The organism is Polaribacter sp. Z014, assembly GCF_023555435.1.
GTDB lineage: Bacteria > Bacteroidota > Bacteroidia > Flavobacteriales > Flavobacteriaceae > Polaribacter.
In genome coordinates this window covers 682,679-706,166 of sequence record NZ_JALCZP010000001.1, presented here as the reverse complement: position 1 = coordinate 706,166, position 23,488 = coordinate 682,679, and the positions used below count along the sequence as shown (strand labels likewise).

The 23,488-nt window shown below is 31.0% G+C and carries 13 protein-coding genes and 1 tRNA gene; 11 read left to right on the top strand and 3 right to left on the bottom strand.

Features of this window, described 5'->3' with window-relative positions; all coding sequences use genetic code 11:
* The first annotated feature begins 9 nt into the window (after positions 1–9).
* From MPF19_RS03135 to thrC, 4 genes are all read left to right on the top strand, one after another.
* Positions 10–1,575: a hypothetical protein gene (locus tag MPF19_RS03135; protein WP_203394233.1), complete on the top strand. Its 1,566-nt coding sequence runs from the start codon at positions 10–12 to the stop codon at positions 1,573–1,575.
* Positions 1,576–1,887: 312 nt separating this feature from the next.
* Positions 1,888–4,326 carry a bifunctional aspartate kinase/homoserine dehydrogenase I gene (gene thrA, locus MPF19_RS03130; RefSeq protein ID WP_249986736.1) on the top strand — a complete coding sequence of 813 codons (2,439 nt, stop codon included), beginning with the start codon at positions 1,888–1,890 and terminating at the stop codon, positions 4,324–4,326.
* Positions 4,327–4,475: 149 nt separating this feature from the next.
* Entirely contained in the window at positions 4,476–5,405 is a 930-nt protein-coding gene (locus tag MPF19_RS03125; protein WP_249986735.1) for a homoserine kinase, read from the top strand.
* Positions 5,406–5,495: 90 nt separating this feature from the next.
* Entirely contained in the window at positions 5,496–6,782 is a 1,287-nt protein-coding gene (gene thrC / locus MPF19_RS03120; protein WP_249986734.1) for a threonine synthase, read from the top strand.
* Positions 6,783–6,842: 60 nt separating this feature from the next.
* On the opposite strand, the gene MPF19_RS03115 is transcribed toward thrC, so the two are convergent.
* Positions 6,843–6,914, bottom strand: a tRNA-Gln gene (locus tag MPF19_RS03115).
* 169 nt (positions 6,915–7,083) lie between these two features.
* Between MPF19_RS03115 and MPF19_RS03110 the strand changes: the two genes are divergently transcribed.
* Both MPF19_RS03110 and MPF19_RS03105 read left to right on the top strand, forming a co-directional pair.
* Positions 7,084–10,161 (top strand): glycosyltransferase family 117 protein, encoded by a 3,078-nt coding sequence (locus tag MPF19_RS03110; RefSeq protein ID WP_249986733.1) that lies wholly within the window; start codon positions 7,084–7,086, stop codon positions 10,159–10,161.
* A gap of 10 nt (positions 10,162–10,171) precedes the next feature.
* A complete protein-coding gene (locus MPF19_RS03105) occupies positions 10,172–10,813 on the top strand; it encodes a polysaccharide deacetylase family protein (RefSeq protein ID WP_249986732.1) in 642 nt (213 codons plus the stop codon).
* Positions 10,814–11,295: 482 nt separating this feature from the next.
* On the opposite strand, the gene MPF19_RS03100 is transcribed toward MPF19_RS03105, so the two are convergent.
* Both MPF19_RS03100 and MPF19_RS03095 read right to left on the bottom strand, forming a co-directional pair.
* Entirely contained in the window at positions 11,296–11,589 is a 294-nt protein-coding gene (locus MPF19_RS03100; RefSeq protein ID WP_203392535.1) for a thioredoxin family protein, read from the bottom strand.
* A 71-nt stretch (positions 11,590–11,660) separates the two neighbouring features.
* Complete coding sequence (locus tag MPF19_RS03095; RefSeq protein ID WP_203392536.1) at positions 11,661–12,899, bottom strand: metallophosphoesterase; 1,239 nt, start codon at positions 12,897–12,899, stop codon at positions 11,661–11,663.
* Between the two features lie 147 nt (positions 12,900–13,046).
* Between MPF19_RS03095 and polA the strand changes: the two genes are divergently transcribed.
* From polA to MPF19_RS03070, 5 genes are all read left to right on the top strand, one after another.
* Positions 13,047–15,899, top strand: coding sequence for a DNA polymerase I (gene polA / locus MPF19_RS03090; protein ID WP_249986731.1), 2,853 nt, complete (start codon positions 13,047–13,049; stop codon positions 15,897–15,899).
* A gap of 38 nt (positions 15,900–15,937) precedes the next feature.
* On the top strand, positions 15,938–16,327 hold the full coding sequence (locus MPF19_RS03085; RefSeq protein ID WP_203392538.1) for a hypothetical protein: 390 nt from the start codon (positions 15,938–15,940) through the stop codon (positions 16,325–16,327).
* Between the two features lie 445 nt (positions 16,328–16,772).
* On the top strand, positions 16,773–18,962 hold the full coding sequence (locus MPF19_RS03080) for a sensor histidine kinase (protein WP_249986730.1): 2,190 nt from the start codon (positions 16,773–16,775) through the stop codon (positions 18,960–18,962).
* Between the two features lie 93 nt (positions 18,963–19,055).
* Complete coding sequence (locus MPF19_RS03075) at positions 19,056–19,433, top strand: response regulator (RefSeq protein ID WP_203392540.1); 378 nt, start codon at positions 19,056–19,058, stop codon at positions 19,431–19,433.
* Positions 19,430–23,158: a sigma 54-interacting transcriptional regulator gene (locus tag MPF19_RS03070; protein ID WP_249986729.1), complete on the top strand. Its 3,729-nt coding sequence runs from the start codon at positions 19,430–19,432 to the stop codon at positions 23,156–23,158. Before MPF19_RS03075 ends, MPF19_RS03070 begins: the two co-directional genes overlap by 4 nt.
* Positions 23,159–23,488 lie beyond the last annotated feature (330 nt).

Here is a 23,488-nt window from a genome sequence, read left to right as displayed (position 1 = left end):
CAATTAACTATGAGTAAAAGTGTTACATCAGCCAATCATCAAAATGATGCTCTTTTTGTTTTAATTAAGTCTTTAACTAAATCAGAAAAAAGACAATTTAATTTATATGTTGGTAGATTAGGTGGTAACATAGATGCTAAATTTTTCTCCTTATTTAAGTTCTTAGAAAAACTAAAAATTTATGATGAAAAGGTAATTATTGGAAGCGGAATTGTTTCTAAACAACAACTCTCTAATTTAAAAGCACATTTATACAAGCAAATTTTAATTAGTTTACGTTTAAATCCGGCACATAAAAATTTAAGAATTCAGATTAGAGAGCAATTAGATTTTGCAACCGTTTTATACCAAAAAGGACTATACAAGCAAAGTTTAAAACTCTTAGAAAAAGCCAAAAACATGGCGCTAGATAGTGAGGAAAAAAACATTGCTTACGAAATTGTAGAATTAGAAAAAGTAATAGAAACGCAATACATAACCAGAAGCCTTAGTAATAGAGCAGATCAACTATCTATACAAGCAAAAGAATTAAGCCAACACAATGTAATTGCAAGTAAACTCTCTAATTTATCTTTGCAATTGTATAGTCATTTAGTTCAAAATGGATATGTAAAGAATGAAGAAGAATTAAAGTTTGTAGATAAATATTTTAGCGATCGAATGCCAAAGTATGACTATAAAAAATTAGGATTTCGTGAAAAACTATGGCTATACAAAGCACATTTATGGCATAGTTTTTTAGTTCAAGATTTTTTATTAAGCTATAAATATGCACGTAAATGTGTAGATTTATTTAACAGCCCAAAACTAATAAGCTTTCACCCTGTTTTCTATTTAAAATCTAAAAACTACTTATTAGAAGCTTCTTTTTTAGTAAAAAAGGTATCTACTTTTAAAAAAGAGTTAACTCTTTTCGAGTCTGAAATAGAAGAAAATAAAATACCAATGAATACCAATACAGAATTGTTAGTATTCTTGTATTTGTATGCAAACAAACTGCACTTACACTTTTTAGAGGGGTCATTTGATAAAGGTGAATACTTAGTAGAAATTATCAATACAAAAATTGAAGAATATAAAAACAGACTCGACAATCATTTTATAGTTTTACTATACTATAAGATTGCATGTTTGTATTTTGGAATGGGTAAAAACAAACTATGTATTATTTATTTACAGAAAATTATAAAATCTAAAAACATTGGTTCTGCAGAAGATTTGCAGTGTTTTGCTCGTATTTTAAACTTAATTGCACATTATGAATGTGGATTAGATTACGATTTAGAAAGACAGTTTGTAGATACCTACAAATTTTTATTAAAAATGGAAAACCTACAAGAAGTTCAAAAGGTTTTTCTAACTTCTATTAGAGATTTAAGTGATGTTTTTCCGCATGAAATTAAAAATGAATTCAAAAAAATTCATGCCAAACTAAAAACGTTTGAAAATCATCCGTATGAAAAAAGAGCTTTCTTATACTTAGACATCTTATCTTGGTTAGAAAGTAAAATTCAAAATAAACCGATTGCTTTAATTATTAAAGAAAAATCAAAACAAAGCACTAAACAGTATTAAAACAATATTTGAAATAACTAATTTTTAACAAAAAATCATAAATTAGTTAAAATCATAAAAAAATCGCTATAGAAAGCTATAAAATTAAATAATACTCCTATTTTTGCTATGTGAATTTACCTAATACACATACTAACTCTTTTAAAACTACGAATGTAGTTTATACTTCTATGCGCACAATTACACGCACAATTACAACAATTACCCTTTAGGGGTTCTACTATATTCATATCACTCAAGGTTAACTATTGTTTCGCATAACAACGAAATAGACTCAATAAAACATTTATTTACACAAACTATTCATTAAAAATGAAAGTATTAAAATTTGGCGGTTCATCTGTCGCAAGTTCAGAAAAAATACAAAAAGTCTTAGCTATTGTTGAGGCAGCATCTAAAAAAGAAAAAATTGCAGTTGTTGTTTCTGCATTCGGTAAAACTACCGATAAATTATTAGCCGGTGCTAATGAAGCTTTAGAAGACATAACGGCTGCTAAAGAAACTTTAGGGTCCATCAAAAAAAATCATTTTGAAGTAGTTGATGATTTACTTGGTAAAAATAAAAAAGAAGTTCACGAAGAAGTTACTTATTTATTTGACCGACTACAGTCTATTTACGAAGGTATTTTCTTACTACAAGAATTATCTGATAAAACATTAGCTAAAGTATACAGTTTTGGAGAAAGACTATCTTCTTATATTATTGCAAATGCAGCAAAAGAATTGTTTGATGCTGACCATAAAGAAAGTAGAGATTTAATCATTACTAATAATGAGTATTTAGACGCTCAGGTAAATTTTAAAACTACTAATGAAAATATTACTTCATTTTTTAAAGAAAACAAACACCAAGTTATTGTTTTAGGTGGCTTTATATCTTCTAATGTTTTTGAAGAAACAACTACGCTAGGTAGAGGTGGATCTGATTTTACGGCAGCTATTTATGCAGCTGCTTTAGATGCCAATGAATTACAAATCTGGACAGACGTTAGTGGTATGTTTACAGCAAACCCTAGAGTTGTAGAACAGGCATATCCTATTGCAGAAATTTCTTATGAAGAAGCAATGGAATTGTCTCATTTTGGAGCAAAAGTTTTGTATCCACCTACAATTCAACCTGCTTTAAGAAAAGAAATTACTATTCGTATTAAAAACACATTTGAGCCAGAAAGCGCAGGAACATTAATTTGCAAGCATCCTAAGAACGGGAATGAAGTGAAAGGAATTTCTCATATAGAAGACATTAGCTTAATTACTTTAGAAGGTGGTGGAATGGTTGGAATCCCTGGTTTTTCTAAACGTTTATTTGAAACACTTTCTGTGGCTAAAATAAATGTTGTGTTTATTACGCAAGCTTCATCAGAACATTCAATTTGTGTAGGTGTTTTTGAAAATGATGCAGCAAAAGCGAAAGAACTTTTAGACGAAACTTTTAACATAGAAATTGGTAAGAAAAAAATAAAACCAATTAATATAGAAAGCAACTTAGCAATTATTGCTGTGGTTGGCGAGAGCATGAAAAATTACCAAGGTTTAAGCGGACAAATGTTTAGCGCCTTAGGTAGAAACAATGTAAACGTAAGAGCAATTGCGCAAGGTTCATCAGAAAAAAATATTTCTGCAGTTATTAATAAACACGATGCAAAAAAGGCTTTAAATACTTTACACGAACAGTTTTTTGAAGAAAAAACAAAACAATTAAACCTTTTTGTAACAGGTGTTGGTAATGTTGGCGAACGCTTTTTAGCGCAATTACATCAACAGAAAAAATTCTTAAAAGAAAACTTAAAATTAAGTATTAACGTTATTGGTATTGCCAACTCTAGAAAAATGTTTTTTGATGAGAATGGCATCGATCTAGAAAACTGGAAAGAAAACTTAGAAAACGGAGAACCAACAACTTTAGATAGTTTTCATAAAAAAGTAAAAGAAAGCAATCTTATTAACAGTGTTTTTGTAGACAATACCGCAAACCAACAAGTATCTGAAGTTTATGAGAAATATTTAAGAGAAAGTATTTCAGTTGTAACTTGTAATAAAATTGCATGTGCTTCTAACTTTGATAATTACAAAACGTTAAAACAAGTTTCTAGAAAATACAATGCTTCTTTCTTGTTTGAAACAAATGTGGGTGCAGGTTTACCAATTATTGATACTTTAAAGAATTTAATAAACTCTGGAGATAGAGTTCATAAAATTCAAGCTGTTTTATCTGGAAGTTTAAATTTTGTATTCAATAATTTTAATGCAGATTCAACTTTTCACAATGTTGTTGCAGCTGCTCAAAAAGAAGGTTATACAGAACCAGATCCAAAAATTGATTTAAGCGGAGTAGATGTTGCTCGTAAAATTTTAATTTTAGCCCGAGAAAGTGGTTATAAAATGGAATTAGAAGACATTGCAAAAAATGCCTTTTTACCTAAAGAAAGCTTAAATACTACTAATAATGATGACTTTTACACATCATTAACTAAAAACGAAGCACATTTTCAAAATATATTTAAAGAAGCTAATGACAAAGATTGTCGTTTAAAATATGTTGCAGAATTTGTAGACGGTAAAGCAAATGTTGGTTTACAACACATTCCGTCTGACCATCCTTTTTATAATTTAGAAGGTAGTGACAATATTGTATTGTTCTTTACAGACAGATATCCAGAAAATCCTTTAATCATAAAAGGTGCTGGTGCTGGTGCAGATGTCACTGCTTCTGGTATTTTTGCTGATGTAATTAGAATAGCTAATAAATAAGTATTCAGTGGGCAGTAGGCAGTCCACAGTTAGCAGTATAAAACTAGCTGAAATTTGTTCTTAAAAATAAAAAAGTCAAGTATTCAGTGGGCACTTTTCAGTTATTTACAGACTGCCAACTGAATACTGTAGACTGCAAACTAATAAAAATGGATTATTTAAAAATATTTGCTCCTGCTACTGTTGCTAATGTTTCTTGCGGATTCGACTCTCTTGGTTTTGCCGTGGATGCAATTGGAGATGAAATGACCTTTACAAAAACAACAGAAAAAGGTGTTAAAATAACCAATATTACAGGCGCAAACTTAACATATGATATTGATGAAAATGCTGCTAGTGCCGTAGTTAAAAAAATACTGATTGAAGCTAATGCAGATTTCGGAATTGAATTAACCATTCACAAAGGATTTTCTCCTGGAAGTGGATTAGGTAGTTCTGCTGCGAGTGCTGCGGGTGCTGCTTTTGGTGCAAATCAGTTATTAGGGAATATCTATTCTGATTTAGAATTAACCAAATTTGCCATGTTTGGTGAAGAAGTTGCTTGCGGAACTCCAATTGCCGACAATGTTTCTGCAGCCATTTACGGTGGATTTGTTCTTGTAAGAAGCTATCATCCTTTAGAAATTATAAAATTACCGATTCCGAGTGAATTAAGAGTTGTAGCAATTCATCCGCAGGTAGAAGTTAAAACAAAAGATGCTAGAGCCGTTTTACCTACAGAAATTGCATTGAAAGACGCAGTTACACAATGGGCAAATGTTGGTGGTTTAATTAGCGGTTTATATGCTGATAATTACAACTTAATCAGCAATTCTTTAGTAGATATTATTGTAGAACCTCATCGTAAAAAATTAATTCCGTTTTTTGACAACGTTAAAAACGCAGCAATTAAAGCAGGTGCTTTAGGAGCGGGAATTAGTGGTTCTGGACCTACAATTTTTGCACTTTGTAAAGGTGATAAAATTGCCAAAGAGGTTTACAAAAGCATCGAAGAAAGTTATAAAAATACAGGTATTGACTTTGAAATGTTTATTTCTAAAGTGAATCATGAAGGAATGAAAATATTAAATAGTAATTAATCGTCATTACGAAGGAAGAATGACTGAAGTAATCTCTTTCGAACAAACAGATTGCTTCGTTGCTCTCGCAATGACTAATAAACATACAAAATGAACTATTACAGTTTACACCATAAATCACCAAAATCAACATTTAAAAACGCCGTTGTAGAAGGGCTTGCAAAAGACAGAGGAATTTATTTTCCAGATAACATTCAACAACTTTCAAAAGACTTTATTGAAAACATTTCTGATTATACAAATCACGAAATTGCTTACGAAGTAATTAAACAGTTTGTAGGTGATGAAATTCCTACTGAAAAATTAAAAGAGATTGTTGCAAATACCGTTTCTTTCGATTTCCCTTTGGTAGAAGTTGATGATAATATTGCTGCTTTAGAATTGTTTCATGGGCCAACCATGGCTTTTAAAGATGTTGGAGCCAAATTCATGGCACAATGTTTAGAATACTTCAACAAAGACAATGATGATGAAGTTACTGTTTTAGTCGCTACTTCTGGAGATACTGGTGGTGCTGTTGCTAACGGATTTTTAGGCGCAAAAGGCGTAAATGTGGTTATTTTATATCCTTCAGGAAAAGTGAGTGATATTCAAGAAAAACAATTAACAACTTTAGGCCAGAATATTACTGCTCTTGAAGTAGACGGTGTTTTTGATGATTGCCAAGAAATGGTAAAAACTGCTTTTTTAGATGAAGAAATCACGAAAACATTAACCTCTGCAAACTCTATAAACGTTGCCCGTTGGTTACCACAAATGTTTTACTTTTTCTTCGCTTATAAAGAATTACATAAAAAACATAAAGACCTCATATTTTCCGTTCCTAGTGGAAACTTTGGTAATATTTGCGCAGGAATCATGGCTCAAAAATTAGGTTTGCCAATTCAACATTTTGTAGCTTCTACAAATGTAAATGATACGGTTCCTAACTTTTTAAAAGATGGAGTTTACAAACCAAAACCATCTAAAGCTACTATTTCTAACGCCATGGACGTTGGTAATCCAAGTAACTTTATCAGAATTCAAGAATTATTCAATAATAACTTAGAAGCTCTTAAAAGCGCTTTTTCTTCATATAGTTTTTCTGATGATGAAACGCGTGCTACCATGAAAGAAATCTACGCAAATTCTGGTTATGTTGCAGATCCTCATGGAGCTGTTGGTTACTTAGGTTTAAAAAAACACGGATTAAAAGAAAATGAATTTGGTGTATTTTTAGAAACTGCACATCCTGTTAAATTTTTAGACGTTGTGGAAGAAACTTTACCTGTTAAAGTAGCAATCCCAGAACAAATTAAGAAAGTAATCAATAATACAAAAGTGGCTTATAAAGCTTCTACGTATCAAGATTTAAAAGATTTCTTAATGAAGAAATAAAATTAAAAATCTTATAATAAGCAAAAAGTCCTAACAATTTAAATTGTTAGGACTTTTTTGTTGGCCTACAAGGACTCGAACCTTGAATGTCGGTACCAAAAACCGGTGTGTTACCAATTACACCATAGGCCAATACGCTAATGCGGGTGCAAATTTAAACCTTTATTTAGAACCTGCAAACTTTTTTTAATTTTTTTTACATTTAACAAACATTTAAGATGAATTTACCACTTATAAAAGCTCTTCTCAACTATTTTTATTCATATTTATTAGTAAATTCGCCACACCTTATTAAAACACTATGACATCAGCAAATTTTAAAAAATGGAACATCATCTTAGGATGGGCTACATTTGTAATTGCTTTAATTACATATACACTTACTTTAGAACCAACCGTGAGTTTCTGGGATTGTGGAGAGTACATTTCCACATCCATTAAACTAGAAGTTGGCCATCCACCTGGCGCACCTTTATTCCAAATGTTGGGTGCCTTTTTTGCAATGTTTACAACCGATGTTACGCATATTGCCAAAATGGTTAATTTTATGTCTGCCCTAGCAAGTGCGTTCACCATATTATTTATGTTTTGGACCATTAGCAATTTGGCAAAGAAACTAGCGCTAAAAACGGGTGAAATTTCTGAGGGAAAATACATTGCAATTTTAGGAAGCTCTATTGTAGGTGCTTTAGCCTATACTTTTTCAGATAGTTTTTGGTTTAGTGCCGTAGAAGGTGAAGTATATGCAATGTCATCATTTTTAATGGCATTATTATTCTGGCTAGGTTTAAAATGGGAAAATGAAATACACACTGCTAGAGGTAACAAATGGTTAATTCTAATTAGTTTTGTAGTAGGATTATCTTTTGGAGTACATATCCTTTCTTTGCTGGTAATCCCAGCAATCGTAATGTTATATTTCTTTAAGACATACAAAGAAATCAACTTAAAAACAACTGCCATTGCTACCGTAATTTCTGTGGTGGCCTTAATGTTTGTCTTTAAATTTTTATTTCCATTTACCTTAAAATTCTTTAGTGCTTCTGAGTTATTTTTTATCAATTCTATAGGAATGCCTTATAATTCTGGAAGTATTATTGCTGCCTTAATTTTAGTAGGACTATTCTATTTTGGGTTAAACTTTACCCGAAAGAAAAATAAAATACATGCAAATACCTTAATTCTTTCTGTATTATTTATAATGATTGGTTTTTCTTCTTGGATGATGCTACCAATTAGAGCAAATGCAGATACAACCATTAATGAAAACAGTCCTTCTAGTGCTCGTGAATTATTAGCTTATTATGATCGTGAACAATATGGAGATGCTAATGTATTTTATGATACCTATTACTCTAATTCTTACGAACGAGCTCAAGATGCTAACAACCCTTATAAAGATGACAAGCCAAAGTATGAGAAAAAAAATGGCAAATACGAGATTGTAAACAATTACAAAGGCGTGGTACCAAATTGGTCTGACAAGCACAAAGGTTTTATTCCTAGAATGGTAAACCCTGCTTCAGAAAAAATGTACAAATCTATTGCCGGAATTCCGCAAAACAGTAAACGTAGACCCACATTTGCAGAAAATATAAAGTTTATGATGAGCTATCAGTTTGGTTATATGTATGGACGTTATTTTATGTGGAATTTTGTAGGAAGGCAAAACGATATTCAAGGAAATTTAGATGTTTTTAATGGAAACTGGATTAGTGGTATTACTCCGATTGATGAAGCTCGATTAGGCTCTCAAAAGAATTTACCTTCCCAAGTTTTAGAAAACAAAGGAAGAAACAAATACTACTTTTTACCATTAATATTAGGAATTATTGGTTTATTATATCAAATTAAATGGGATAAAGAAAATTTCTTCACCCTCTTTTTATTCTTTGCTTTTACAGGGTTTGCCATTATATTTTACACAAACCCCAAACCTTTTGAGCCTAGAGAAAGAGATTATGCCGTTGTAGGTAGTTTTTACATTTTTGCTATATGGATTGGTTTTGGAGTACTTGCTTTATATGAATACTTAAAGAGTTTTGCCAACAAAAGAATGGTTGCAATTGCCGTTTCTTTAATTTCACTTTTAGCCGTACCAACCTTAATGGCCTCCCAAAATTGGAATGATCATGATCGTTCTAACAGATATACAACACATTTAAATGCACAAGCTTATTTAGAAAGTTGTGACCAGAATGCCATTATGTTTACCATTGGTGATAACGACACCTTCCCGCTTTGGTATATGCAAGAAGTAGAAGGCGTTAGAACCGATATAAAACTAATAAACACATCTTTATTTGCAACAGATTGGTATATAGACCAAATGAAACGAGCTACCTATAAAGCAGGACCTATTCCGTCTCAATTAAAACACGATCAATATAAATACGGGACCCTAGATGTTGCTTATTCTATGGATCATCCTCGTTTTAAAGATTCTATAATGACTATTAAAAACTTTATGCGTTGGATTGCTTCTGATAGCGATGCTACTTATGTGGAAACAGAAAATGGTCAGAAAGAAAAATTTTACCCAACAAATAAAATTAGAATCCCTGTTAATAAAGAGGCTGTATTAAAAAACGGAATTGTAGCACAAAAAGACGCTGATAAGATTGTACCTTATATAGACATTACTATAGATGATAGGGCTTTATTTAAGAATAGAATTTTAATGTTAGATATTCTTGCCAATAACAATTGGGAAAAACCAATTTATTTTACAGGTGGCGCAAATGCTGACGAAGAGTATCTTTGGTTAAAAGACTATTTACAGCAAGATGGATTGGCCTATAAATTAGTTCCTATTAAAACTCCAATGGCTAAAAAGAGTTTGTTTGATATGGGAAGAATTGATCCAGAAAAAATGTACGCTAACATTCAGAAATGGAATTGGAGAAACATTAACGATGGTAAAATTTATTTAGATGAGCAAACCAAAAGAAGTTCTATTTCTTTACGTAATAGCTTATTGCGCCTGTCTGAAACGTTTGCAAAAGAAGGTGATACTATAAAAGCCTTAGAAGTTTTAGACTTGTCTTTAGATAAAATGCCTATTAAAGACTTTGACCATTACAGTTTATCTTTAGGTTACCCAGAAGCCTATTACCGATTAAAAGATACTAAAAAGGCACGAGAAACATCTAGAACACTGATTAACCTATTTAAAGAAAAATTACTTTGGTTAAGCACTTTTTCTAAAGATGACACCGATTTAATTTTTGATGATATAGACACGTCACTTTACATGTACAGAAACATTATTAGTCAGGCAGAAGAAGGTGAAGTTGATAAAGAATATTTAGACAGCTTACAAGACGAATTTATAAACATTGTAAAGCTATTTAATCATCTAATTCCGGATGAAAAATAATACCTTTTAAATGAAAAGTTATTTCCCCAGAACGCCACGTTATATAATGAGATTTTTCTCTAAATATACGTGGCGTTTTCTTTCTGATAAAAAAGAGATTTTTCTCACTTTTGATGATGGACCAACGCCAGAAATTACCGATTTTATTTTAGCTGAATTAAAAAAATACAATGCGAAAGCTACCTTCTTTTGTATTGGAAAAAATGTACAGAATCATCCAGAAATTTTTGGTAAAATTATTACGGATGGTCATACCGTAGGAAACCACACCCAAAACCATTTAAAAGGATGGAATACGGATACGGATAGTTATATTGATAACGTTTTAACGTGTGAGAAAACAATTCAACAATTTAACAATTCAACAATTACACAAAAACTCTTTAGACCTCCTTACGGAAAAATAAAAAAATCTCAAGCAGCAGAGTTAATCAAAAAAGGCTACAAAATTATTATGTGGAGCGTTTTATCTGCAGATTTTGACACTACAATTTCTAATGAAAAATGTTTAGAGAACGTATTAAAAAACACTAAATCAGGTAGTATTATTGTTTTTCATGACAGCGTAAAAGCTGCCGAAAGAATGAAATATGCGTTACCAAAAGTATTAAAATATTTTTCTGATAAAGGCTTTGTTTTTAAGGCAATATAAAAATTATAAAATATCATTTTGTACAAAGAAATCTGATAATTTAGAAACACCTAATGAAGTAGCTTTATGGGATTTCTCCTAAAGTTCGAAATAACAAAACTACACGTAAATATTAAACTTTATATTTGAATCACATAGAAACATAGTGAATTTATTTTGCTTTAAAAAAAGTAAATAACACTCCAAATGTCATTTCGAAATGAGCTTTTTTGCTATTGAGAAATCTCATAACAGTGAAAACACAAAACTGATCTTCCTTCTGTTATTTCTCACAAAAGTTTAAAATGACAAAACTGTATGTCATCAATTTAGTATGTAATTTTATGGAAAAATAATGCCTAGCCTCTTAATAAATAAAAGATAGCTTCGTGCCTCGCAATGACAAAAGGTTGGCAAACAAGTTTAGCCCTGATTGAAACGACATCCTTTTTGCTTTTTCGGCAAAAAGATATAGTGGAAAGCAGGAATTAGCTTCTAAAAAACTAAACGTATTCTTCTACCAAACTGATTAAGGTTTTTACTTCTTGAAAACCTGTTTGACGCCATTTTACTTGGCCTTTTTTATAAATCATAAAGGTAGGATTTCCTTTAACTTTTAGAGCATCTGCAAGATTTTCATTCTTAGCAATATCTATCTTAATTATTTTTGCCTTATTTCCTAAAGCTGCAACAACATCTCTTAAGTTACTTACTGCGTTGTCTGCATTATCCCTGTCTGTATAAAAGTCAATTAAAACAGGTTTTTCGGTATTTAATAATTCCCCAAATCTAGTCATAGTATAAGTTTAAAGTGAGGGAAAATATGTTATCAATAAATGATATAAAGTGCGAATATATAAAAAAACATTTAAACGACCTGATTATCAATCTTTTTCAATTCTATAACGGTAATTTCTGGCCAGACACCTACTCTACCCGGAAATGCATGATAGCCAAAACCTCTATTTACGTTTATGTATCTGCCTGCTTCCTCATACAATCCTGCCCATTGTTTATAGACAAATTGAGAAGGACTCCATTTGATCCAACCCGGAATTTCGATTCCCATTTGCAAGCCATGTGTATGCCCACTTAAGGTAAGTTGATAATTAAAAGGATCTTCTTTTACTTTGTATTCCCAATGACTTGGATCGTGACTCATTAAAATTTTAAAATCTTCTTGCTTGATATTTTTTGAAGCCTTTGCTAAATCTCCGGCTTGATTAAATCCTTTTCCCCAGTTTTCTACACCCACTAAAGCAATTTTTTGTCCGTCTTTTTCTAAATAACGGTGCTCATCTAGCAATAAATCGAACCCAATTTTTTGGTGAATGTCTTTTACTTTCTGAAAGTTATCCATTTTGTCTTGTGGAGTAGCCCAATCCATATAATCACCATAATCATGATTACCAAGGATGGAATACTTACCGTCTTTGGCTTCAAACTTATCAAAAACATCCATCCAATTGTCCATTTCATCCGCTTTATTGTTTACAATATCTCCGGTAAACAATAGTAAGTCTGATTTTTGCTGATTTATTAAATCGACACCATATTGTATTTTTTCTTTATTCGTAAAACTCCCGGAATGAATATCTGAGATTTGAGTAATAGTATAACCGTCGAAAGCATCTGGTAAATCTTTAAAACTTAATTGGTATTTTATTACTTTGTAATTGTATTTTCCTTGCACAATTCCGTAAATAAAAGAGGCAAAAGGTATTGCTGCTAAGCCTAAAGCAATTTGAGAAATAAATTTTCTCCGTCCTACAAGCGGTTTTGTTTCTCCAGATGAAATTGCAGAAAATAACTTTAAAACCCAACGATATGCGTCTTCTCCAAAAAGTAAAAAGATAATAACCAATTTAGGAATAGAAATAGTTAATAACAATCCCACGGCCATTTGAAACTGTGGAGTTTGCCCTACGCTTCTAGAGTATGTTAAGAAACTGATGAAAAAATTAATATAAACCGCTATACTTAACAATAGAAAAGAATAACGAACTATTTTACTTTTAGAGACTGTTTTAAACGCTTGAAACGTGTAAATTTCTACAAGCGTAATAACAATAGTTAATATGATTAAAGGAAAAATCCAACGTGGCATAGATAAATTTTAAAATGTTGACAAAGATAACTGTTTAAGCATCGATTGCATTTTAACGTCTTGTTAAAGTTTTGTACCTTTCTCGAATCTCAAAAAACACTATTTTTGGGGCCAAATTATCATCATTTAAACCACAAAACCAATATAATGTCAGATCAGAAAAGAGTTTTTTTAGTGGATGCTTTTGCATTAATTTTTAGAGGATATTATGCATTTATAAAAAACCCTAGAATTAATAGTAAAGGTTTAGATACGTCTGCAATAATGGGTTTTATGAACTCTCTTTTAGATGTTATTAAACGTGAAAGACCAGATCATTTAGCGGTTTGTTTTGATAAAGGCGGTAGTGTAGACCGAGTAGAAATGTTTGAAGCTTATAAAGCCAACCGAGACGAAACTCCGGAAGCTATTAAGTTAGCGGTACCTTACATACAAGAAATCTTAAAAGCCATGCACATTCCTATTATGGTAAAAGAAGGTTTTGAGGCAGATGATGTTATTGGAACACTTTCTAAACAAGCAGAAAAAGAAGGTTACAAAACGTATATGGTAACGCCAGATAAGGATTTTGCGCAACTAGTTTCTGAAAACATTTTTATGTACAAACCTCGTTTTGGTGGTGGTTATGATATTTGGGGAGTGGATGAAGTAAAAGAAAAATTTGGTGTAGAAAACCCAGAGCAGGTCATTGATTTTTTAGGAATGATGGGGGATTCTGCGGATAATATTCCAGGTTTACCTGGAGTTGGAGAAAAAACAGCTAAAAAGTTTTTAGCGGCTTACGGTTCTATGGAAAATCTATTAGCAAATACGCATGAGCTTAAAGGAAAAATGAAGGAGAAGATAGAAGCAAACGGAGAATTAGGGTTGCTTTCTAAACAATTGGCAACAATTATGTTAGATGTTCCGGTAACTTTTGATGCGAAAGATTTTGAATTAGACCAACCAGACAAAGAAAAAGTAACGGAACTTTTTAACGAGTTAGAATTTAGAAATTTATTAACCAACTTCTTACGAACTTTCGCAGTTGAAAATGCAGAAAAAGCAAATTCTGTAGAGGATAACAAAAACACGGACTCAAGTTCGTTGCAAAGCAAAAAAGCAGCTCCAGTTCCTGAGGGTCAGTTTGATTTATTTGCGGCTCCAGGTAGCGGAAGCGTTTCTGAAGCAGAAGTTGCATCTGGTTTTAAATCGATAAAAGATACGAATCATTTTTATCAACATATAGACTCTCCTTTTGCTAGAAAATTATTATTGAAAAAATTAATGGAACAAACTTCGGTTTGTTTTGACACAGAAACCACGGGCTTAAAAGCCTTGGAAGTTGAATTAATAGGTATTGCTTTTTCTTACGAAATTGGCAAAGGATATTATGTTTCTTTCCCAGAAGATCAAGAGGAAACCAAAGCAATTTTAGAAGAATTTAGACCATTTTTTACATCCGAAGGAATTGAAAAAATTGGACATAATTTAAAGTACGATATTAAAGTTTTATCAAATTATGAAATGCCTGTAAAAGGGAAGTTGTTTGATACCATGATTGCGCATTATTTGATCAATCCAGATATGCGTCATAATATGGATATGTTGGCAGAAACCTATTTAAATTATCAACCAGTTTCTATTGTAGATTTGATTGGCAAGAAAGGAAAGAATCAGCTTTCTATGCGTGTTGTTCCTTTAGCAGATCAAACAGAATACGCGGTAGAAGATGCAGATATTACGTTTCAATTAAAACAACTTTTTACGAGTGAGTTAGAAAGTGGAAATGTAACCAACCTATTTAATGATATAGAAACTCCTTTAGTTTCGGTTTTAACCGCCATGGAAATTGAAGGAATTAATATTAATATCGATTTCTTAAAGGAATTATCTGTTGCTTTAACCGAGGACATTAACAGACTTGAAAAAAATATTTACGAGCAAGCAGGAGAGGAATTTAATATCGCTTCGCCAAAACAATTAGGAATTGTGTTGTTCGAAAAAATGGAGTTGGTTAAAAAACCTAAAAAGACTAAAACGGGTCAGTATAAAACCGGAGAAGATATTTTATCTTTCTTAGCTAAAGACCATAAAATTATTAGAGATATTCAAGAATATCGTCAGTATAAAAAATTACAAAGTACGTATGTAGATGCCTTACCAAACGAAGTGAATCCGAAAACAGGAAGAATTCATACAGAATACATGCAAGCGGTTGCTGCTACGGGAAGATTGAGTTCTAACAACCCGAATTTACAAAACATTCCTATTAGAACCGAAAGAGGTAAAGAAGTTAGAAAATCGTTTATTCCTAGAAATGAAAATTATGTATTGTTAGCTGCAGATTATAGTCAAATTGAATTAAGAATTATTGCTGCTTTAAGTGAAGAAGAAAACATGATAGAAGCTTTTAAAAACGGCGAAGATATTCATGCTTCTACGGCTGCAAAAGTGTTTAATGTTCCTTTAGATGAAGTTACTCGCGAACAACGTAGCAATGCAAAAACAGTAAACTTCGGAATTGTATATGGAGTTTCAGCATTTGGATTGAGCAATCAAACCGATTTATCTAGAAGTGAAGCAAAAGAACTAATTGATACCTATTATGAAACGTACCCAAAGTTAAAAGCCTACATGGCTGCACAAGTAGATTTTGCAAGAGAACACGGGTATGTAGAAACGGTTTTAAACAGACGTAGGTATTTAAAAGATATCAATTCTAGAAATGCAATGGTTAGATCTGGCGCAGAAAGAAATGCCGTAAATGCACCAATACAAGGTTCTGCAGCAGACATTATAAAACTTGCCATGATTAATATTCATAACCGTTTTGAAAAAGAAGGTTTTAAATCTAAAATGTTATTGCAAGTACATGATGAATTGGTTTTTGACGCACATAAAGACGAGTTAGAAATTATTAGACCTATTATAAAAGACGAAATGGAAAATGCTTTTAAAATGAGCGTTCCTTTAGATGTTGAAGTTGGAATTGGTGAAAACTGGTTACAAGCACATTAAATTACATAAACAATACCGAAACAAGTTCAGTACAAAAAATGGAATTAGATTATATAGAAAATATAGATGGACACGATCAAAATATTGTTCGTTTATACAACTTTGACAAGGCAGAAGCAGTACTTTTTAGAGAACTGATTGTAGAAACAATTATCAATAAAAAACAAAAGTTAGATTTAGCTCAAGTAGATTTTATAACACCACGAAATTGTAATTTAATTTTTGGTTTATTTAAATCTGATGAAGGAATATTATCTGAGGACAACCAAACTTTTTTCTGCGTTTTAACTTTGGATGGCTTTACAAATATGGCAAGACTTTTAGAGCCTTTTTGCAGAAAAGAATCTAAAGGTTATGAGTACTTATATGATATTGACAACCCAACAGATTTATTGTTTTGTCCCACTGCTAGTTATGATGAGGAATAACTAATTTTATAAATCTTTAACTCTAGTGAATGATTCTTTTGCCACGCAATAACCAACACCCATATAGTCAACTAGAAATAAACAAGTTAAAACCATTTTTTATATTCAGAGAGTTGTATAACTAAAAAAGAATTTTAAAAACTACCAAATATTTATCTGGAACTAAATAATTATAGATAGGACGATTAGGTTTTAGTACGATTTACATATAACATAAAATTAATTCAGTTAATAAGATCAATTAAAGATACTTATCGTAAATTATTAATTGAAATTATTAGAGATATCACAGAACGTAAAAAAACCGAAATAGAATTAGTTAAACTTAGAACCGAGGAGGTTAATTCTAAAAATGCTAAACTACGACGAATGAATAAAATATTTATTGGAAGAGAGTTAAGAATGAAAGAACTAAAAAAAGTGATTAAAGAATTGAAGTTAAAAAATGATAACTAAACTTAATAAAAAGAACCTTTTAACTTTGTTAAATACGAAACGTAGTGCTTTTTATTCTTTTTTTAAAAAACCTATTGTATTGGGTTTTGCAACCTTTATAGTACTACTTGTCGTTTCGCAATATATAGCATATCAAAAGTATTTATTAAATGAAAATGAGCAAAAAAAAGAAGTAAATAATAGAGTAGATTTAATTAAAGAAAAACTACATGCCTTAGTAATGTATAGCTACTCTGCAACAAAAACACTAGAATATATTGTTGAAAGAAATGGAGTGCCAACCGATTTTGATAACATAGCTATAGAGTTATTAGATAGAAACAAATATTTTAACGTTGTAGAACTTGTAGATAGTAATGGTGTTATTACACATGTTTATCCGTTAAAGGATAATGAAGTAATTGGTTATAATATTTTAACTAGTATGGAAGGTAGTAGTGGTGCACTAGCTACTATAAAAAATAAAGATTTTTTTATTGCAGGTCCAGTTCGTTTAAAACAAGGTGGTGTCGCTATGGTAAGCAGGCAGCCTATTTTTATAGAAAACAAATTCTCAGGGTTTTCTGCAGTAGTTACCACCTTGTCTACTTTTTTTAATGATTTAAATATAGATACCGCTAATGATAATAGTTATACCTATCAATTATCAAAAGTAAATAATGTTACGGGTATAGAAGATTATTTTTTAGAGCAAGATGTTACGTTGTTTAAAGAATATGCTGTACCCATAGAAATGTCATCTGGTGAATGGAAACTATATGTAATACCAACAACAAAAACATTTAATACAGCAATAGGCTTTGCTATATTTGGTTTGATTATTACCCTTTTAGGCGGTTGGAGCGTTTGGTTCTATACAGGTCAATCTGTACGTCTAAACGAACTAATTAAAGAGAAGTTATTAGAGCAAGAAGCACAATTAAAATTAGTTCATGAAACCTCTAGAGCACAAATAGAAGAAAGTGAGTTGTTGTATCGTAGTCTTACTTCTAACGCGCCAGTAGGTATTTTTAATACAGATAAGCTTGGTGCTTTTACGTATGTAAATGAAGAATGGACAAAGTATTCTGGAATAAATCTTGACGAAGCTTCTGGTTTTGGTTGGCTAAAGGCAATTTATCACGAAGATAGAGATAGAGTAACTAAAGAATGGCAAGAAACCATTATAAAAGATATCGAGTTTAAATCAGCGCTTAGATTTCAAGATAAAAATGGTAAAATTACTTGGCTTCAAGCAAAAGCTGTTAAACTTGTAGATACAAATAATAACATGTATGGTTATATAGGTATTGCATCAGACATTACAGAAATAATTAATTACGAAAAAGAATTATTGGTTTATAAAAATGATCTAGAAAAACAAGTGGACCTAAGAACAAAAGAGCTTCATGATAGTAAAGAAGCCTTGCTAAACCTTCTAGAGGATATGAATTTTCAATCTGTTCAACTCGAAAAAGAAAAAGTAAAAGCGCAGTCGGCAGATTTAATGAAGTCTGCCTTTTTAGCGACCATGTCGCATGAATTAAGAACACCAATGAATTCGATAATTGGTTTTACAGGAATATTATTAAAAGAATATGCAGGACCACTAAACCAAGAGCAGAAAAAGCAGTTGTCTATGGTTAAAAACAGTAGTCAACACCTATTAGGCTTAATTAATGATGTCTTAGATATCTCTAAAATAGAAGCTGGAAAATTAAAAGTATCCTATTATCCTTTTAATTATTTAAAAACCTTAGAAAAAACAATAAACTTCTTGTTACCACAGGCATCTAAAAAAGGACTTACCATAAATTCGGAAATATCTGAAATAGATATCATTATAAACAGTGATGAACGAAGAGTAGAACAGGTATTACTTAATTTATTATCTAACGCTATAAAGTTTTCATATAATGGTATAATACAAGTTAAGGTAGATGTGGTAGATAATTTAATTATTACTCAAGTAATTGATCAAGGTATTGGTATGAATAAAAAAGATCTTAATAAATTATTTATGCCATTTATACAACTAGAGGGAGGTTTAAGTAGAAGTCATGAAGGCACAGGGCTAGGTTTGGCAATTTGCAAAAGTTTAGTCGAGAAATTAGGCGGAACAATAAAAGTACAAAGTGAAAAAGATAAAGGAAGTAACTTTACATTTACATTACCTTTAAAGAATGATGAAAATAAATAACCTATTAAAAATCTAAATATTTTATAATTTATTTAATTTTAGTATATTTATAAATGAACCATTTGATAATAAGGTGGCTATGTAAATTATTCTATGAAACAAACTATTTTAATTATTGAAGATAACGAGCAGAACATGTATATGTTATCTTTTTTGCTTACTCAAAATAATTATACTATAATTAAAGCATATAATGGATTAGATGGCCTAAAGTTTGCACACGAAAATAATCCTGAAGTTATTTTAATAGATATTCAACTTCCAGATATGGATGGTTATGAAATATGTACTAAACTAAGATATAACGGCCTACCTGTAAATACAACCATCATAGCGGTTACATCTTATGCAATGGGTGGCGATAGAGAAAAAGCAATGGAGGCAGGAGCAGATGGCTATTTAGAAAAACCCATAGATCCGGAAACCTTTGTAAGTCAAATGGAAAGCATTATTAAGGCAAAAGAAAAATGAATAAAAAAACTATTTTAATAGTAGATGATACTTTTGAAAACCTTTACCTGCTAAAAGTGATCCTTAAAGAAGAAGGTTATAACGTACTTGAAGCAACTAACGGTAGTGAAGGATTAGAAAAACTGCACCAAAATAGTAATGTAGATCTTATTATTTCAGATATTTTAATGCCTATTATGGATGGGTACTTGTTTTGTAAGGCATGCCAAAAAGAAAAGTTGTTTGCAAATATTCCGTTTGTTTTTTATACCTCAACCTACACAGAACGTTCGGATGAAGAATTGGGCTTAAAATTAGGGGCTGCGCAATTTTTAAGAAAACCAATTGACCACGACGAATTACTTTTAACCATAAACCATATTTTTAATAATAAAGAAGAGCAAGAAGCGCGAGTAAAAAAGGGGCAAATTTCTGAAAATGAGGTTTTAAAACTCTATAGTGAGCGACTCATTAATAAGTTAGAGCAAAAAAGTTTAGATCTCGGTAATGAAGTTCTAGAAAGAGAAAAGGCACAGAAATTATTAATACATAAAAATGAAATTTTAGATTTAATTTCGGTAAACACACCTTTAAACGAAATATTTGATCAATTACTTTTAAATTTTCAATCAATATACCCAGATTATATTGGCTCTATTAGTTTGTTAGATGAAGATGGTATACATCTTAATCTAGAGTCTGCACCTTCCCTACCGATCTCTTATAGTTTAGCTATAAAAAGGCTTTTAATTGGTAAACGTACTGGTTCTTGTGGTACTGCTGCATTTACTAAAAAATCAGTTATTGTTGCAGACATAAGTACAGATAAGTTATGGGTAGATTATAAAGACCTTGCATCAAAACACCATTTAAAGTCTTGTTGGTCTATTCCAATATTTTCAAAAGACAAAAAAGTGTTAGGTACTTTTGCTATTTATAGTAAGTATATAAAGACTCCGTCTTTAGAAGATATTCACGAACTTAATTTTGCGGTAAATTTAGTATACATAGCCATTGAAAAATCTTTAATTGTAGCAGAAATAAAAAAGAAAGATGAGTCTTATATCGCATTAATAGATCAAGCTAGTGATGCTATTATATCCTATTCTTTAGATGGAGAAATACACCTCTTCAATAAAGCAACTTATATAAATTTAGGATATACCAAAAGTGAGTTTTTAAAATTAAAAATTCAAGATTTAATTGCTGGAGATTTCATACATAAAGAAAAGAATAACAATAAGTTACTCTTAGGTGAAGCTGTAATTTTTGCTAGGAAATTTAAACGAAAAGACAGATCTCTATTAGAGGTAGAAGTATCTGCAAAACTTCAAAAAGATGGTAAAATACTTGCCATTGCACGTGATGTAACAAAACGTAAGGAAGCAGAAAGAAAACTTAAAGAAAGTGAATACTATTTAAGGCAATCTCAAACAGTTGCCAATATTGGCTCGTATGTATTGGATTTAAACACTGGTATCTGGGAAGGTTCTGCAGTATTAAATAATATTTTTGGTATCCCAGAGACCTATGTAAAAACAATAGAAAGTTGGGGCCATCTTATTCATCCGGATGAGAAAGACGAGATGTTAAATTATTTTAAAAAAGGCATTGGAAGTAATGTAAGATTTAATAAAGAATATAGGCTGTTGAAGCCGAATACAAAAGAAGAAATATGGGTACATGGTATAGGAGAGTGGATTTTTGATAAGGATGGAAATGCCATAAAGTTAATTGGTACCATGCAAGATATTACCGAACGTAGAAAAGCAGAAACAGACTTAAAACTAGCTAAAGAGTTTAATGACAAGCTAGTTATGTCTATGCAAGAAGGCTTGCTAATTCTTGACATGTCTGGTAACATTATTAAAGTAAACGATTCTTTGTGTAAGCTTCTTGGCTACTCAAAAAAAGAACTTATTGGATTAGAATTTCCACATCCCTTTTCTAATTTAGAAGACTACGATAAAATTCAAAAATTAAAAGAAAAAGTAGCAAAAGATGAAGCCCCTTCCTTTCAATTAGAATTAGTGAGAAAAAATGGCACACCATTTTTGGCCTCTTTTTTATCAGGTACTATTAAAAATGATAATGGAGATGTAATGGCTATTTTTGCAACCATTAAAGATATCTCTGAAGAAGAAAAAGCAAAGAGAGTTTTAGAAGATAATGCCCAAAAATCATTAGAAAGAAAAAATGTTATTATTGAACTAGCTAGCCTAGTAGGTACCGACTATAAAGAAGCATTAAATAAAATTACGGCACTATCTGCAAAAACATTAAATGTAGAAAGAGGAAGTATTTTTAAATTTAATAAAGAAAAAACAGAAATAATCTGCGAAAAATTATACACTCGAAAAAGTGATGATTTTGAAAGCGGACAAGTACTTAGCGGAATAGGGAACGAAAGATTTTTTGATACCTTAATAAAAAATACAATAGTTGCCGCTTCCCATGCCTTAACACATGAGCTTTCAGTAGGATTTATTACAGATTACCTCATTCCATTAAATATAAAATCTAAATTAAGTATTCCTATTCAAGGTATCGATGAAGTGTACGGAATTTTATGTTTCGAAGAAGTAGGTAATACACATCTATGGACTACAGATGAAGAAGAATTTGCAACTTCTATTGCTAATTTGGTCTCTTTAATGATTCAAAGTGCAGAAAGAAAATTGGCAGAAAAAGCATCTATTTTAGCGAACAATCAACTTACAATAGCCAATAAGGAGCTACATCGTTTACGCAACCAATTAGAACAAGAAAATGTATACCTAAGAAATGAGTTAGATCTAGTATTTAACTATGAAGAAATGGTTTATGGTAGTACTGAGTTTAGTACTGTTTTAACAGAAGTAGAAAAGGTAGCACCCACAAATGCTACAGTTTTGCTTTTAGGAGAATCTGGAACAGGAAAGGAATTGCTAGCCAGAGCTGTTCATAACACGAGTTTACGTAACAATAAGCCATTAATTAAAGTAAATTGTTCTGCAATTCCAAGAGAGCTGATTGAAAGTGAATTGTTCGGACATAAAAAAGGGTCTTTTACAGGTGCAATTAGTGATAAAATAGGAAAATTTGAATTGGCAGATAAAGGAACTTTGTTTTTAGATGAAATAGGAGAGCTACCATTAGATATGCAACCTAAAATATTAAGATTTTTACAAGAGGGAGAAATTGAAGTTGTTGGTGGCACCACAGGATTAAAAAAATTAGATGTTAGAGTTATTGCTGCTACCAATCGAAATCTAAAAGACGCTATTGAAAAAAAGGAGTTTAGAGAAGATTTATATTTCCGTCTAAATGTGTTTCCAATAGAAGTACCTCCTTTAAGAGGTAGAAAAGATGACATTCCTTTACTGGTAGAGCATTTTGTAGATAAATTTAATAAAGCTTACGGAAAAAGTATTAAATATATTACAGATGATGCAATGAGTCAGTTAAAAGCATATAAATGGCCCGGAAATATTAGAGAGTTAGAAAATCTAATTGAGCGAGCTTCTATTTTATCAAACACAGATACACTAGTTATCCCAGGTTTTGAGTCTTCTACACAAAAAGCTAAACCAATCAATAATAAAGATTTAAGTTTAGATGCTGTACAACGTAATCACATCATACAAGTGCTAGAACAATGTAAATGGAAAATTAGTGGACCTCATGGAGCTGCAGTTGTATTAAATTTAAAAGCAAGTACCTTGCGTGATAGAATGACCAAACTAAACATAAAAAAAATAAAATAAATTAACGGAATACCGTGAGTACATGTATTTCGTCTAAAATTTACACGGTATAGCAATTTTACCTTTATCCGTTAAAAAACAAATAACACCCACAAACAACTGAAAATCATTATTTTGTGTTTTTTTTTTGTTTTTAAATGATTTTTGGCATTTAAATTGAAATCTGTTTTTAAAACATAATAATAACAATGGAAAACTATTGGTTTTAATACTTCCTTTAATTTTCTAGCTAATAAATCAAAAAATGAAGAAGGAAGTGCTTTGATACACTTTCTTTGTTAATTCTTATTATTTAATCCCCCATTTTTATTCCTTCAAAATTTTATGCAA